The organism is Gordonia otitidis (genome assembly GCF_020735545.1).
Taxonomy (GTDB): Bacteria; Actinomycetota; Actinomycetes; order Mycobacteriales; family Mycobacteriaceae; genus Gordonia; species Gordonia otitidis.
In genome coordinates this window covers 4686923-4702284 of sequence record NZ_CP085974.1, presented here as the reverse complement: position 1 = coordinate 4702284, position 15362 = coordinate 4686923, and the positions used below count along the sequence as shown (strand labels likewise).

The 15362-nt window shown below is 67.2% G+C and carries 3 protein-coding genes; all 3 read left to right on the top strand.

What is annotated here, in order from left to right; all coding sequences use genetic code 11:
- Window positions 1–5 precede the first annotated feature (5 nt).
- Genes LK459_RS21385 through LK459_RS21375 form a run of 3 tightly spaced genes read left to right on the top strand, consistent with a single transcriptional unit; the run spans window position 6 to window position 15357 of the window.
- Entirely contained in the window at window positions 6–5492 is a 5487-nt protein-coding gene (locus LK459_RS21385; RefSeq protein ID WP_227920639.1) for a type I polyketide synthase, read from the top strand.
- On the top strand, window positions 5489–10894 hold the full coding sequence (locus tag LK459_RS21380) for a type I polyketide synthase (protein WP_227920637.1): 5406 nt from the start codon (window positions 5489–5491) through the stop codon (window positions 10892–10894). Before LK459_RS21385 ends, LK459_RS21380 begins: the two co-directional genes overlap by 4 nt.
- The gene (locus LK459_RS21375; protein ID WP_227920636.1) at window positions 10891–15357 is read left to right on the top strand and encodes a type I polyketide synthase; all 4467 of its coding nucleotides are present in this window, start codon (window positions 10891–10893) and stop codon (window positions 15355–15357) included. The genes LK459_RS21380 and LK459_RS21375 overlap by 4 nt, the downstream gene beginning before the upstream one ends.
- Window positions 15358–15362: the final 5 nt, after the last annotated feature.

Genomic DNA, 15362 nt, shown 5'->3' with positions numbered 1-15362 from the left:
TCCCGATGGCTCCCGAGACCTCCGATCGACGGGCGATCATCACCGATGCGCTCCGCAAGATCGACGACCTGAGCAAGAAGCTCGCAATCGCCGAGCAGGCCGAGACCGAACCCATCGCAGTCGTCGGCATGGGTTGTCGGTTGCCCGGCGACGTCAGCGACCCGGAAGACTACTGGGATCTGCTGACCGAGGGGCGAAGCGGTGTGGTGCGTGTCCCGGACAACCGTTGGGACGCCGACGAATTCTTTGCCGAGGATCACACCATCCCCGGCACGATCGTCAACCGGGAGGGTGGATTCCTCACCCACTGGGATCCCGACGAATTCGACGCCGAGTTCTTCGGTCTTACCCCGCGCGAGGCCATTGGTATGGACCCGCAGCAGCGGCTCCTCATGGAGGTAGCCTGGGAAGCGATCGAAGATGCCGGGTGGACGCCGAAGTCATTGCGCGGCACACAAACCGGCGTGTTCGTCGGTATGACGACCAATGACTACACGCTGTCTTTCGCCGGTAAGCTCGCACCGGAGGAACTCGACCCCTACATACCTTTCGGCAATGCTGCGAACTTCGCTGCCGGACGACTGTCCTACTTCCTCGGGGTCAACGGGCCGGCCGTGGTCACCGACACCGCCTGTTCGTCCTCGCTGGTAGCGATCCACCTCGCATGTCAGAGCCTGCGGCGTCGCGAATCCGACAGCGCGCTCGCCGCGGGTGTCAACCTGAACCTGTCCCCGGAGAACAGCATCGCGTGCTCGCGCTGGGGAATGCTCGCGCCCGACGGCACCTGTAAGGCCTTCGACGCTGCCGCCAACGGCTATGTGCGCAGCGAGGGCTGCGGCGTCGTGGCACTCAAGCGTCTGTCCGACGCCGTGCGTGACTCCGACCCCGTCCTCGCGGTCATCCGCGGTACCGGTGTGAACCAGGACGGCGCGAGCAGCGGGCAAACCGTTCCCAACGGTCCGGCGCAACAGGCTCTGATGCGTCGCGTACTCGACGCCTCGCGACTGAACCCCGCCGACATCGACTACGTCGAAGCGCACGGCACAGGGACGCCACTCGGGGATCCCATCGAGCTCGACGCGCTGTACAACGTGTTCGGAGAGCGCGGTGAGGCGGCACCGCTGGTCGTCGGTTCGGTCAAGACCAATCTCGGCCACCTCGAATCCGCCTCGGGCGTCGCGGGTTTCATCAAGGCAGTACTCGCGGTGGAGAACGCTCACATTCCCCGTCAACTGCACTTCTCCTCGCTCAACCCGCACGCGTGCGAAGGGGCGTCCGCATTCATGATCGCCGCGGAACCCACCGACTGGCCCGACACCGGTCGACCGCGTAGAGCGGGTGTCTCGTCGTTCGGTGTCAGCGGCACCAACGCCCACATCGTCATCGAGCAGGCGCCGGACCCGACCGTCAGCACGGCCGTGCGTCCCGAACCACTCGTCAACACACTTGTCGTGGCCGGTAAGACGCGGGAGCGTGTCGCGACAACAGCGGGAGTCCTCGCCGACTGGCTCGGGGGGGCCGGCGCGGACACCCCACTCTCGGCGGTGGCGTACACCCTCGCCGAGCACCGCGCGTCCTATCCGATATTCGCGAGCGTCACCGCAGCGGACAAGGATTCGGCCATCGCGGGCCTGCGTGCGATCGCAGGTGGATACAAGGCACCGGGTGTCGTCGGCGTGCACAACGGCGTGTGCCGACCCGGTACGGTGTTCGTCTACTCGGGACAGGGCTCGCAGTGGGCGGGGATGGGCCGACGGCTCCTGCAGGACGAACCCGCATTCGCGGCCGCCGTCGACGAACTCGAACCCGACTTCGTCGCACAGGCCGGATTCTCGTTGCGCGACACCATCGCCTCCGGCTGCGCAGTCGTGGGGATCGACCACATCCAACCGGTACTCGTCGGCATGCAGTTGGCCCTCACGGCGCTGTGGCGGTCCAAGGGCGTCGAACCGACCGCGGTGATCGGTCACTCGATGGGCGAGGTAGCGGCAGCGGTGGTGTCGGGAGCGCTCACCGTCGCCGACGGATTGAAGGTCATCTCCACCCGCTCGCGGTTGATGTCGGCGTTGTCGGGGCAGGGCGCCATGGCGCTGCTCGGCATCGACGCAGCGGAGGCCGAAGACCTCGTGCGCAGTGTGGACGGCGTGACGATCGCGGTGTACGCGGCGCCGGGACAGACTGTGATCGCGGGTCCGCCGGAACAGGTCGACTCCCTGGTGGCGCGTGTGGCAGCGTCCGAGCGACTGGCGCGGCGAGTCGAGGTCGACGTGGCCTCCCATCACCCGATCATCGATCCGATCCTTCCCGACCTACGCACCGCACTGGCGGATCTGAACCCGCACGAGCCGACCATCCCGTTGCTGTCCACGGCAGATCCGAGCGGGGCCGTGTCGCCTCGCATGGACGCGGACTACTGGTGTCGCAATCTGCGGAATCCGGTCCGCTTCAGCCAGGTTGTCGCGGAAGCCGGAAGCCGATTCGGAACATTCATCGAGGTCAGTCCGCACCCGTTGCTCACGCACGCGCTCGACGAGACACTGCGCGACGAACACCATCACAGTGTTGGCACGCTTTACCGCGACACCGATGACCTGGTGACGTTCGGCACCAATCTCGCTGCGACACACACGAGCACGCCTCCATCGGTGTCCGAGCCCGCGCAGTTCGTCCATCTGCCCCACACGCCGTGGCATCACTCTCGGTACTGGGTGAGGGTGCCCGACGCTCCGGTGAGCTCTGCGGCCGATGCGGGCGGCCCGGGACGACCCGGGAGCGACGCGCACAGCGGCGGCTCTCCAGTACGTCACGGTCTCCTGGGGGAGTGGCTGCTCGAGTTGGGTTGGCGCGAGCGCGCCATCGGCCCGGCCCCGCATACCCCGGCCCCTGGTACCCCGACCCCTCGAACCCAGTGCTGGCTGGTCGTGTCCGACGATCCCTGTGCCGACGAGATCGCCGCGCTGCTGGGCGGCGCCCGTGTTCTCGGTGGAGAGGATGTGACGGCGGAGTCACTCGAGGGCACGACACATGTCCTCTACGCGCCCGCTCCGTCCGGTGCCGACACCGTCGGGGCGGCGCATCGCACGTTCGGTACGGCACGGCGCCTCGCGACGCATCTCGCCGGCAAAGCAGGGTCTTCCGCGCGTTTGCACATCCTCACCCGCAACGCGCAGTCCGTCGCCGACGACGAACCGGCGGACCCCGGCCAGGCGGTGCTCTGGGGTTTCGGCCGGACACTCGGGCTGGAACGACCCGACATCTTCAGTGGTGCGACAGATGTCGCTGCGCTGGTCCCGCCGGAGCTCGTCGCCGCTCACCTGCTGGCCGAAACGGCGTCCGACGACGGCGACGACCAGGTCGTGTACCGGGCAGGCCGGCGTTTGGTTCCGCGCCTCCGGCGTGCGGATGTCCCCACAGGAATCGCCACGCTCCCCGCACAGGCCACGCAGTTGGTCGTCGGGGCGACGGGGAACGTCGGCCCGGATCTCATCCGGCAGCTCGCCGCCATGGGGGCCGGGACCGTCGTCGCGGTCTCGCGTAGCGGCAGCAGCGTACTCGCAGAGCTGACCGAGGAGCTCGCCGCGAGCGGCACGACACTCGTCACCCATGAGGGCGACGCCGCCGACCCCGGCGCAATGGCCGAGCTGTTCACCCGCTTCGGAGCGGACCTTCCGCCCCTCGACGGTGTCTACATCGCCGCTCTCGCGGGTGGCGCAGCCGAACTCGTCGACATGTCCGACGACGACGCGACAGCCATGTTCCGTCCCAAGGTCGATGCAGTCGACGTACTCCATCGACTCACGTTGCGCACACCGGTGCGCCGCTTCGTGCTGTTCTCCTCCGTCACAGGCCTGTTCGGCTCCCGTTGGCTGGGCCACTACACGGCCGCGAACGCATACGCCGACGCGGTCGGGTTCGCGCGGCATGCCATGGGGCTGCCCGCAACGGTCATCGACTGGGGGCTGTGGAAGTCATGGGCCGATGCCCAGCCCGAGACGGCTGCGGCAGGCCTCACCCCGATGCCGAACGACAAGGCGATCAGCACTCTTCCGGTGCTGTTGGCGCCGGGAGCGGGGGTCCGGCCGATCGTCGTCGGTGCCGACTGGGAACGCCTCGCGCAGGCGTATCGGATGCGGACCTCGTTCCGCATCGTCGACGAATTGCTGGGGATCGACGAGTCGTCGGGCTCCGGCCCCATCACAGACCTCGCAGAACTGCCGTCGGTCCGGCCGGGAACGGTACTCGGCGACACTGACACCGACACCGACGTCGGCCACGTCCACAGGTGGCAGGGACGCTTGGAACCCACCGAGTTGCCCTACCCGGGATCGCATCTCGTGCAAGGCGTCGACGTCGTTCCGGCGTCGGTGCTCATGGCGACGGTCGCTCGTGCCGCACACGAGGCAGGCGCGGCAGGAGTCGGCCGGATTCGGTTCCAGTATCCCGTCGTCGCCGACCGGACCCGTGTCGTGCGGGTGTCGATCGACGCGGACGGCGAACTGATGGTGTCGTCGGCGACCTCACCCGGCGGAGGTGTCGACGAGTGGGTCGTGCACGTGACCGCCCGAACCACGACAGCGTCCGCGAAGCCCGTGCTCGATGCCGTCACCGACGACTCGGCGCCCGCGGGATTCGACGCCGACGACGCACACCGATTGCAACAGCGTTGGGGCATCGACGGGCAGCCGTACCCGTGGAATGTGGTCAGCCACAGTACTTCTCGCGGAACTCTGTCAGCAGACATCGAGGTCGCCGGCCCGTCCGGCGTGGCATTCGTCGATGCGGCCGTGCATCTCGCTCGTCTGCTCGACGACTCCCACGATGAACTCATGTTCCCGGTCTGCGTGGATGCTCTGTCGATCGACGTCAGCACCGACGGTGCCGACACTTCACTCGGGACCGCGCGTGCCGAGATCCGCCACACCGGCGGCGACACAGACGGATTCACGGCCGACGCGGCGATCACCGCACAGGACGGATCGGTGATCGCGGTGCTACGCGGACTCCGTTTCGCGGCTGCAGAGCCCCTTGAGGACTCCGCACACGGCGACGCAGGCGGGCAGGCGGTGGACGCGCCGGACTGGGCGGCGCTGTCGGAGAGCGACACGCGCGAGCAACTACGCGGGCGTCTGCGTGCCATTCTCGCCCGCGAGATCGGTATGCCCGCCGACGCATTGCGCATCGACCAGCCCTTTCCCGAGCTGGGGCTCGACTCGATGATGGCCATGACGGTGCTGCGCGATGCGCGCCACCTCGTCGGCATGGATCTCTCGGCGACGATGCTGTGGAACCACCCGACTATCGAAGCCCTCAGCGATTTGCTGACCGATCTCCTCGAGCCCAGACGCCGCGCGGCGATCCCCGAATCAGAGGCGGACGAGTCCGACGTCGACAGCGTCCTGGACAGCTTGTTCGACAGCGTCGAGTCGCTGTCCGACGATCCCTTCGCCGACGCGGAATCCGTGTCGGCGACAACCGAGAGTGGTGACGCATGAAGACGACCTACAACCGTGTGTCCGCGATGAATTCCAGCCAGCGCGGGGCGTTGTCGGAACAGTTCGACAAGGCAGCCCGTATCTCGGGTGCCGAGCCCATCGCAGTGGTCGGGATCGGCTGTCGTTTCCCCGGTGGGGTCCGCGGCCCGCAGCAGTACTGGTCGCTGTTGACCGACGGCCGTGACGGGATCGTCGAAGTACCCGAAGATCGCTGGGACGCCGAGGAGTACTACGACCCCGATCCATCCGTGCCGGGCCGGATGCCGTCGAAGTGGGGTGGCTTCCTCACCGACATCAGTGGCTTCGACGCCGACTACTTCGGCATCACTCCGCGTGAGGCCGAGGCCATGGACCCCCAGCAGCGGGTGCTGCTCGAGGTCGCACTCGAGGCCCTGCAGAACGCCGGCTACAGCGCGGAGACGGTGAACGGCGTACGTGCCGCGGTGATGATGGGTGTGTACTACAACGAATACCAGGCCAACTCGGCAGCCGATCACACCGCGATCGACGCCTATTCGGCCACCGGGAACGCGCATTCGGTCACCGTCGGACGTGTCGCGTATCTTCTCGGACTCCGCGGACCCGCGGTCGCTGTCGACACCGCGTGCTCGTCGTCGTTGGTGTCGCTGCACCTCGCATGCCAGAGTCTGCGCTCGCGCGAGACCGACCTCGGTCTCGCGGGTGGCGTCAATCTCATCCAGAAGCCGGAAACACAACTCGCGCTGGGGAAGTGGGGCATGTTGTCGCCCCGCGGACGCTGCAACGCGTTCGACGTCGACGCGGACGGCTTCGTGCGTGGCGAAGGCGCGGGTGTCGTCGTGCTCAAACGTCTCACCGACGCCGTCCGTGACGGCGATCGGGTTCTCGCGGTGATCCGCGGTTCGGCCACCAACCAGGATGGCAGGTCCAACGGACTGACAGCACCCAATGCGCCCGCACAGAAGGACGTCATCACGCGTGCACTCGCAGCGGGTGACGTTCCCGCCTCGTCTGTCAACTTCATCGAGACCCACGGCACCGGGACCGCGCTGGGCGACCCGATCGAATTCGACGCTCTCTCGGCCGTGTACGGCAAGGGCACCGCACCACTCGCGCTCGGGGCGGTGAAGTCGAATTTCGGCCACCTCGAGGCCGCCGCGGGAATCGCCGGGTTCATCAAGGCCGTACTGGCGGTCCATCACGGCGCGGTCCCGGCAAACCTGAACTTCACACGGTGGAATCCGGCGATCGACGTGAAGGGCACCAGGATCGTGATGCCCACCGAGACCACTCCCTGGCCGGTCACCGACGCACCGAGACGCGCCGGCATTTCGTCGTTCGGACTCGGCGGCACCAACGCGCACATCGTGATCGAGCAGGGCCCCGAACCACTCACAGCGACACGCGACGTCGACGCACCACGGTCAGTGACCACACTGTTCGTCGGCGGGAAGACCACCGATCGTGCCGAATCGTGGGCGGGCGCGCTCGCTGACTGGCTGGAGTCCGAGCCGGCCGTGTCACTCACCGACGTCGCATACACCCTCGACCGTCAGCGCAGCAGAACCGATCCCGTCGGAAGTGTGTCCGCCCGTGACCGGGCAGAGGCAGTCGCCGGTCTCCGCGCGCTCTCGTCCGGAACCCCGGCGTCAGGTGTTGTGCCGCCGACAAGGCGCATACATGGTCCCGGCACCGTCTTCTGTTATTCGGGTCAGGGCGCACAATGGGCCGGCATGGGCCGCGCCCTGTTGGCCCAGGAAGAGGCATTTCGGATCGCCGTCGACGAGATCGAGCCGGATTTCGTCGCGCAGGTCGGCTTCTCGCTGCGGGAGGTGATCGCGTCGGGCGCCCCCGTCGTCGGGATCGACCGCATCCAGCCGGTGATCGTCGGTATGCAGCTCGCACTGACCGCCCTGTGGCGGTCCTACGGGATCGAGCCCGACGCGGTGATCGGACATTCGATGGGCGAGGTCGCTGCAGCGATCGTGTCGGGTGCGCTCACGCGGGCCGAGGGCCTCAAGGTGATCGCCACGCGGTCGAAGCTCATGGCACGAGACCTCTCGGGGCAGGGCGCCATGGCACTCATCGAAGCAGATGCCGCCACCACTGACGCCCTGGTGCGTGCGTACGACGACGTCTCACTCGCCGTCCACGCGTCCGTCAACCAGAGTGTCGTCGCCGGTCCGCCCGAACAGATAGACAAGATCATCGCCGAGGTACAGGGACGCAATCTCCTGGCCAAGCGGGTCGAGGTCGACGTCGCATCCCATCACAGAACCGTCGACCCGATCCTCGACGAATTGCGGACGGCGCTGGCCGATCTCGCTCCGACGGCGCCTGCCATCACGTTGTTCACCACCGTCTCGCGCGATGGTGAGTCGACGGTCATGGACGCCGACTACTGGGCGCGAAATCTGCGTAACCCGGTGCGTTTCACGCAGGCGGTCACGACGGCGGCACAGACGCATTCGACCTTTGTCGAGATGAGTCCGCACCCCCTGCTCACGCATGCGATCAACGACACGCTTTCGGTCGCACGACCACGCGGCGACACCGCTGTGCTGGGAAGCGTCGTGCGCAACGACGACGAGCCCCTGGTGTTCCACGCGAATCTCGCTGCGATACAGGCAGCGTCGGAGGGTACCCGTCAGCACACCGACGGGTCACTCGTCGATCTGCCGCCGGCGCGTTGGCATCATACGCACTACTGGATGGCCACCAGGCCGTCCGGTATGGCCGCCGGTGCACACCCGTTCCTGGGCGTGCACATCGAGTTGCCCGCGGCCGCAGGACATCTGTGGCAGTCGGAGATCGGCATCGGGACCACACCGTGGTTGGCCGACCACAGTGTCCACGGGCAGTCGGTCATGCCTGCCGCGGGCTTCACCGAGATGATCCTCGCTGCGGGATCGGAAGCCTTCGACATTCCGGGTGATCGTCTCGTTCTCGACCGGGTCGAAGTCGAGCAGATGCTCCCGGTCGACGCGACAATGCGTGTCACGACGCAGATGACCCCGACAGACGACGGTGCGCGGGTGGAAATCCACTCGCGCGATGCCGAGGGCACGTGGCGTCGCCACGCAGTCGGCAGGGTCACGACCGCACCCGACGGACACACACCTCCGACGCCAGCACCGGTCACAGGTTCGGTCGTGTCGGCCGCAGACTTCTACACCGCCCTGCGACGCACCGGTGCGCACCATGGCCGCGGATTCGCGGCTCTGACCCGCATCGTCAGAGCCGACGGAGGCGCATCCGAGTCCGAGATCGTGCTCCCGGACGAAGCAACCGGCAACCCCGCATTCCGACTGCATCCGGTGATGCTCGACGCGGCATTACAGGGCGTTGCCGCGGCGATGCCCGCGGCGTCGCTCGCCGAGTCCGCGGAGGCCACCTACCTGCCCGTCGCGATCGGGGAGCTGCGGACCTTCGGTCCCATCGGCCGGAGTGCGACCTGCTCGGCGCGCGTCGTCGACGCGGAGAACGGGACGGACAAGATCGGCTCCTTCGTCCTCTCCGACGACCACGGCCGACCGGTTGCCGCGGCGTCGGACGTCTACCTGCGACGCGTGGGCAGCCATACCGTTCCGCTACCGCTCGAGCAGAAACTGTTCGACACCTCCTGGGTGCCGTCGCCGTTGCCGACCGATGCCGCGGCCGGGATCGCCTCCGGAAGTTGGCTGGTGCTGAGCTCGTTTGCCGACGACGCGCCGGCGGATGTGCTCGCCGACGACTTCGCCCACACGGTCAAAACCATGGACCACCGGCGTGTCCTCACCGCCGACATGAGTGACGACGCCGCGATCGCCGCAGGGATCGCAGCACTGACCGCCGAACCGTCCAGTCCTCCTGTCGGAGTGGTCGTGGTGGTCGACAAACAGGGCTTCGACGCGAGCGCCGCGTCCGCGGCTCGGGCGCGCGATCTGGTCTGGACGATCTCGTCGACCGTTCGCTGCCTTGTGAATGGTTGGCACGCAACGCCGCCCCGCCTGTGGATCGTCGCCCGAGACGGCCTCTGCGTCGACCCGAGAGAGGCCGGTGATCCCGCTGTGGGAGGGCTCACCGGCCTGGTACGTGTGCTCGCCTACGAACACCCGGATCTGCACACGACGCTCGTCGACCTCGACGATGCGGGCGACACCCTGAGCGAACTCGTCGGCGAGTTGTCGGCGAGTACCGCAGACGACATCGTCGCGTGGCGAGACGGTGTGCGATATGCCGCGCAACTGACTCGCACCACTCTCGGTGTCGCAGCGGACACCCCGCCGGTGAGCGGCGACGGAGCGTACGTCCTCACCGGTGGCCTCGGCGGCCTCGGTCTGGTCATGGCACAGTGGTTGGCACATCGCGGTGCCGGCCGCATCGTCCTCAACGGGCGCAGCGCCCCCCACGACGCGCAGCGCGCCGCCCTCGTCGACCTCGAATCGCGTTGCGAAGTCGTCTATGTGCAGGGTGACATCACCGAACCCGGCGTCGCGGTTGGCCTGGTCGCCGCTGCCGAGGAGACCGGGATGACGCTGCGTGGTGTCATGCACTCCGCCGCAGTCATCGACGACGAACTCGTCAGTGCTCTCTCGCCCGCAGCACTCGACCGTGTCTGGGGCCCCAAGGTTGGGGGTGCACTGGCACTCAACGACGCCTGCGCACACCGTGAGCTGGACTGGTGGATCGTGTTCTCCTCGGTGGCGTCACTGCTCGGCTCGCCCGGCCAGGGCGCCTACGCTGCCGCCAACGCGTGGACCGACGCACTCGTGGCATGGCGACGCGCAGCGGGTTTGCCCGCTACTGCGATCAACTGGGGTCAGTGGGCTCAGGTCGGTGTCGCACAAACCCTCTCGATGGTGGCGATCGATCCGATCACCCCCGAGGAGGGCGTCGAAGCGCTCGAGTCCATCCTGCGTCACGACGTCGCCCACGCGGGCGTGGTCCGGCTACGTCTCGACCGCGCCGCCGCCGCGTTCCCCGAGCTCAACCGACTCGGCTACTTCGCGCCACTTGTCGCCGAACTCGGAGCCGTCGACGACGACGAAGGGTGGGCCGGGGTGGATGCACTACGGCAACTCGACTCCGCGGCGGTGCTCGATGCGGTGACCGAGCGGCTGCGCACCCGAATCGCCACGATCATGGGATATGCCGACAACTCGGCGGTCGATCCGGACTCCGCACTGACCGAACTCGGCATGGATTCGCTGATGGCCGTGCGTATCCGGAACACAGTCCGCGGCGACTTCGGTGCCGAGCCCCCGGTCGCGCTGCTGCTGCAGGGCGCTTCTTCACGCGATCTGGCAGCCGATCTGATCCGCCAACTCGACCTCGCGCAGGCCGAGCAGACCGACACATCCGGTGGGCTGCGGGAACGCGCCCAGCAACGGGCCGCGGCGCGCCAGCGCGCTGCACGGCGCAGGACGGGGCAACGAGTATGACGACGACGAGTGCGTACCAATCACGCAGCATTGATTCCGATGTCGACGTGAACTCCGATGCGTTCCCGTCGGGCGCGATCGCCATCATCGGGATGGCGGGCCGGTTTCCCGGTGCTGGATCGGTCACGGAGTTCTGGCGTTCGCTCAGTGCCGACGAGGAGGGAATCGTCTCACTCGCCGAGGACGAACTCCGTGCCGCCGGTGTCAGCGAGGCGACCCTCGCGAACCCGAACTACGTACGCCGCGCGCCCGCGATGGACGGAATCGACGAGTTCGACGCGGAGTTCTTCGGATTCACTCCACAGGCGGCGAGAACGTTGGATCCGCAGCACCGTCTCTTCCTGCAGACCGCGTGGCATGCGCTCGAGGACGCCGGTTACGATCCCGCCGAGATCGAGGTCAACGTCGGCGTGTTCGGAACCAGTTCTGCGAGTGGTTATCTGCTGCACAATCTCATGTCGCACCTCGATCCTGCGAAGGTGATCGGTGAGGGCGCCAGCTTCGAGATGATCAACCTGTCACTGCAGAACGACAAGGACCATCTGGCCACCCGGGTGGCTCACCAATTCAACCTCCGCGGCCCCGCTTTCGCAGTCCAAACCGCCTGCTCGTCCTCCTTGCTCGCCGTTCACCTCGCAGCCCAGAGCATCCTCAACGGCGAATGCGAAATGGCCCTGGCGGGAGGATCGTCGATCCGCGTACCCAACCGTGTCGGCTACTTCCACGAGCCCGGGTCGATGGCATCCCCGAGCGGATACTGCAGACCATTCGATGTACGTGCCGACGGAACGGTTTTCGGCAGCGGTGTGGGGGCCGTACTACTCAAACCACTCTCCGACGCCCTCGCCGACGGCGACCGGATCCACGCCGTCCTCCGGGGCTCGGCGGTCAACAACGACGGCGCGACGAAGATGAACTACGCCGCACCGAACGCTGCCGGACAGGCAGAGGTCATCGCCGAGGCACACGCCCTCGCCGAAGTCGATGCATCCTCCATCGGCTACGTCGAAACCCACGGCACCGCAACACCTCTGGGCGATCCGATCGAGATCGAGGGGCTACGACAGGCGTTCGAACTCGCCGAGGAGCAACGGGTCGGCCCCTGCGTGCTCGGGTCGGTGAAATCCAACATCGGCCACCTCGAGACGGCGGCCGGTATCGCGAGTCTGATCAAGGCCGTGCTGTGCCTGGAGAACAAGGCCCTTCCCGGCACTCTGCATTACACCGCACCCAACCCCGAACTCCATCTCGACCGTGGTCCGTTCGAGGTTCGCGGTCACCACAGCGAATGGGAGTCAGCCGGTCCGAGGCGCGCCGGGGTCAGTGCATTCGGGGTCGGCGGGACCAACGTGCACGTCATACTCGAAGAGGCTCCGAACTCTGTCCCGGCCTCACCGGGAGCCGGCCCCCGGATTCTCACGCTCTCGGCACGCTCCGCAGATTCCCTCGACCTCGGACGTCGTGTGCTCGCCGATGAACTCGACAAGCGTCCAGAGCTCGACATCGCCGATGTGGCATACACTCTCGCGGGACGTCGTACCGAGCGGGTGCGGCTGGCGGCAGTCGTCGACGGCACAGCCGACGCGGCGGCCGTTCTCCGCGCCGACGAACACGACGACGTCTTCGTCGGCGAGGGCGTCGGCGTCGAGACAACCGGCGAGCGCGTCGCGTTCCTCTTCCCGGGCCAAGGCGCGCAACACATCGGAATGGCGCAGGGACTCATCGAGTCCGAGCCCGTCTTCGCCGAGAACTTTGCCGCGGTCGTCGACCTGTTCGATGCAGAGCTCGGCAGTGATCTTCGCACTGACATCTTCGACGGTTCCGCGCGAACTCTCGAGCGAACCGATCGAACCCAGCCCGCACTGTTCGCAGTCGAGTACGCCCTCGCCAAGCTGGCGATGTCGCGCGGAATCGTCCCGTCGGCACTCGCCGGACACAGCATCGGCGAGTACGCGGCCGCCACGATCGCCGGCGTCTTCGACCTGCCGACCGCTGTCAAGGCCGTGTCGATGCGTGCGCGGTTGATGAATGCCGCGCCGCGTGGCGTGATGGTGGCGGTGCCGTGCGGTCCCGCTGACATCGCCGGACTGCTTGACGGTGAGGTGGACGTCGCCACCGTCAACGACCCTGGTAGTTGCGTCGTCGCGGGTTCGCAGAGTGCGATCGCAGAGTTCACCGCGCGACTCGGTGACAAGGGCATCGCGGCCCGGCGGGTCCGGACGTCACATGCGTTCCACTCGCGTCTGATGGACGGGGTCGTCGCGGAGTTCACCGCGTTCCTGTCGCAACTGACCCTGCACGAGCCCGAGATACCCCTCATGTCGAACATCTCGGGTACCTGGATGTCGGCAGACGAGGCCACCAACCCCGCCACGTGGGCCCGACAGATCCGCGCCACCGTCCGGTTCGCCGACGAGGTCGGCACCCTACTCACCGACCCGACCCGGGTACTCGTGGAGGTCGGCCCCGGAGGCACGCTCACCGGCGCGGCGGCGCGGCACCCGTCGTGGTCGGACAGGCATCGCGCGGTTCGGTTGATGCGCCACCCGGCCCAGAATCGTGACGACGCCACCACCTTCCTGCTCGGGCTCGGTGCGCTCTGGGCCGCGGGAGTCGAGGTCGATCTCGACGGCACCGCCGACCCGGGTCGGCGGGTGACGCTGCCCGGATATCCCTTTGCTCGGCAACGGCATTGGGTCGAGCACAACACCGCGGCCAGATTCGTCGGATCCGGCACCATCGGGGCCGATTCGTCGGCCGATGCCGCCGTCACCGCGACACGCAGTGGTCAGTCGCCGATGGAGGACGTACTCGGCAGAATCTGGGCACAGTGCCTAGGCGTTGCCGACGTCGACCGCAATGCCAACTTCTTCGAGATCGGCGGCGATTCACTCATCGCGATCAGTATCGCCATGAGCGCGTCTCACGAGGGATTGGAGTTGACTCCTCAGGACCTGTACGAGAACCAGACGGTCGCCGGCCTGGCGAAGAGGCTCACCGCACGCTATGAACAAGGCGGCCTGGGGCGCAAGGTCGACGCAGATCCCGATCACCTGCCCGTACCACCGAACGTCACCCGGTTCCTCGAACGTGGGCTCATCGAACCGAACGCGTGGCGCATTCCGGTCATCCTGCGACTCCGGTCGGATATCGACGCCGACACGGTCCGCCGGGTCATCACCGAGATCGTGAATCACCATGACGCGCTGCGTATGCAGTTGGTCGACACCGCAGGTGTCGTCGAGCAGCGCATCGGCGCGCAGATCGACTCGGTTGATCTGATCACGGCCACGATCGGCGCGGGCCTCGAGGCAGGTGAGGAGGGTCGCCGACACGAGATCATCCAGGTACTCGACGACGCCGTCGCCGGGTCACACGAAACGGTCGTCCCACTCATCTCCGCGCATGTGACGGCACCGGATGGTCCTACGTACCTGGCACTCTCGGTGCACGGACTCGTCGCCGACAGTGAGTCCAGGGACATCCTGTTGACCGATGTGTTCACCGCGTTCGGACAGGTGCTGGCAGGGGAGGAGATCACTCTCGCCCCCGTCGCCGCACCGTGGCGCGAATGGTCACAACTGTCGGCGGAACTCGCCGTTCATCCAGCGGTGCAGGCCACACGCGAGTACTGGCTGAACGCCACTGCCGACGTCAACCTCGCGCTCACCGGAGGCGGTGTGGCCGAGCGTCCATCGGCGCGACATTTCATCCGAGTGGCGACCGCGTTGACCGAGAACCAGACGACGGAACTCGACGACGCGCGTCGTAGATTGACCTTTCCACTCGACCATTTCGTGCTCACCGCACTCGGGCGCACCGTTGCCGGTGTACTCGCCGACGGCCAACTCGCCGTCGACCTCGCAGGCAACGGCCGCGCGGTACTGCGCCCCGAACTCGACCCACGGCGGACGGTCGGTTCGTTCTCGGCTGTGCACCCGATCACGCTGCGCTGCAGGGCGGTCAGCGGATACACGGCAGCCGAGCGTCTCGAACAGATCCGTGAGACCGTCACCGACGTACCGCATCAAGGCGTCGGTTACGGTGCGCTGCGGTATCTGTACGCACCGACCGCGAGACGTCTCGAGTCCGCGCCGGCCGCGGATCTCCTCCTGACGTTCGCGGGCGCCGTCCCCGAATTGCCGAACGAGACCGCAGAGGCCCCCGTGTCGCTCAGCAGCGAGGCTGCCATCGCACTCCGCGACACACCACCGGGATTGGGTCACCCCGTAGAGGTTCGGGTCTATCGGGCGGGTGGCGCTGTCCACGTCGACTGGTGGTATGACCACCGTGTGGTCGATGCCGAGCTGGTGCGGCGTCTTGCCGACACGTTCGTCGTCGCCCTGACCGATCTCGCCCGCGAGGCGATCATCTCCGACGAGGCCGAATCCGCCGGGGACGAACTCGAATTCATCGACCTGTCCTCCGACTTCGACCTGGGAGAAGCCGGTGCACGACAATAGCGTGC

Bases quoted from the DNA above. Each gene is read 5' to 3' on its own strand.
- LK459_RS21385 (WP_227920639.1), top strand. From the start codon at position 6: ATGGCTCCCGAGACCTCCGATCGACGGGCGATCATCACCGATGCGCTC.
- LK459_RS21380 (WP_227920637.1), top strand. From the start codon at position 5,489: ATGAAGACGACCTACAACCGTGTGTCCGCGATGAATTCCAGCCAGCGC.
- LK459_RS21375 (WP_227920636.1), top strand. From the start codon at position 10,891: ATGACGACGACGAGTGCGTACCAATCACGCAGCATTGATTCCGATGTC.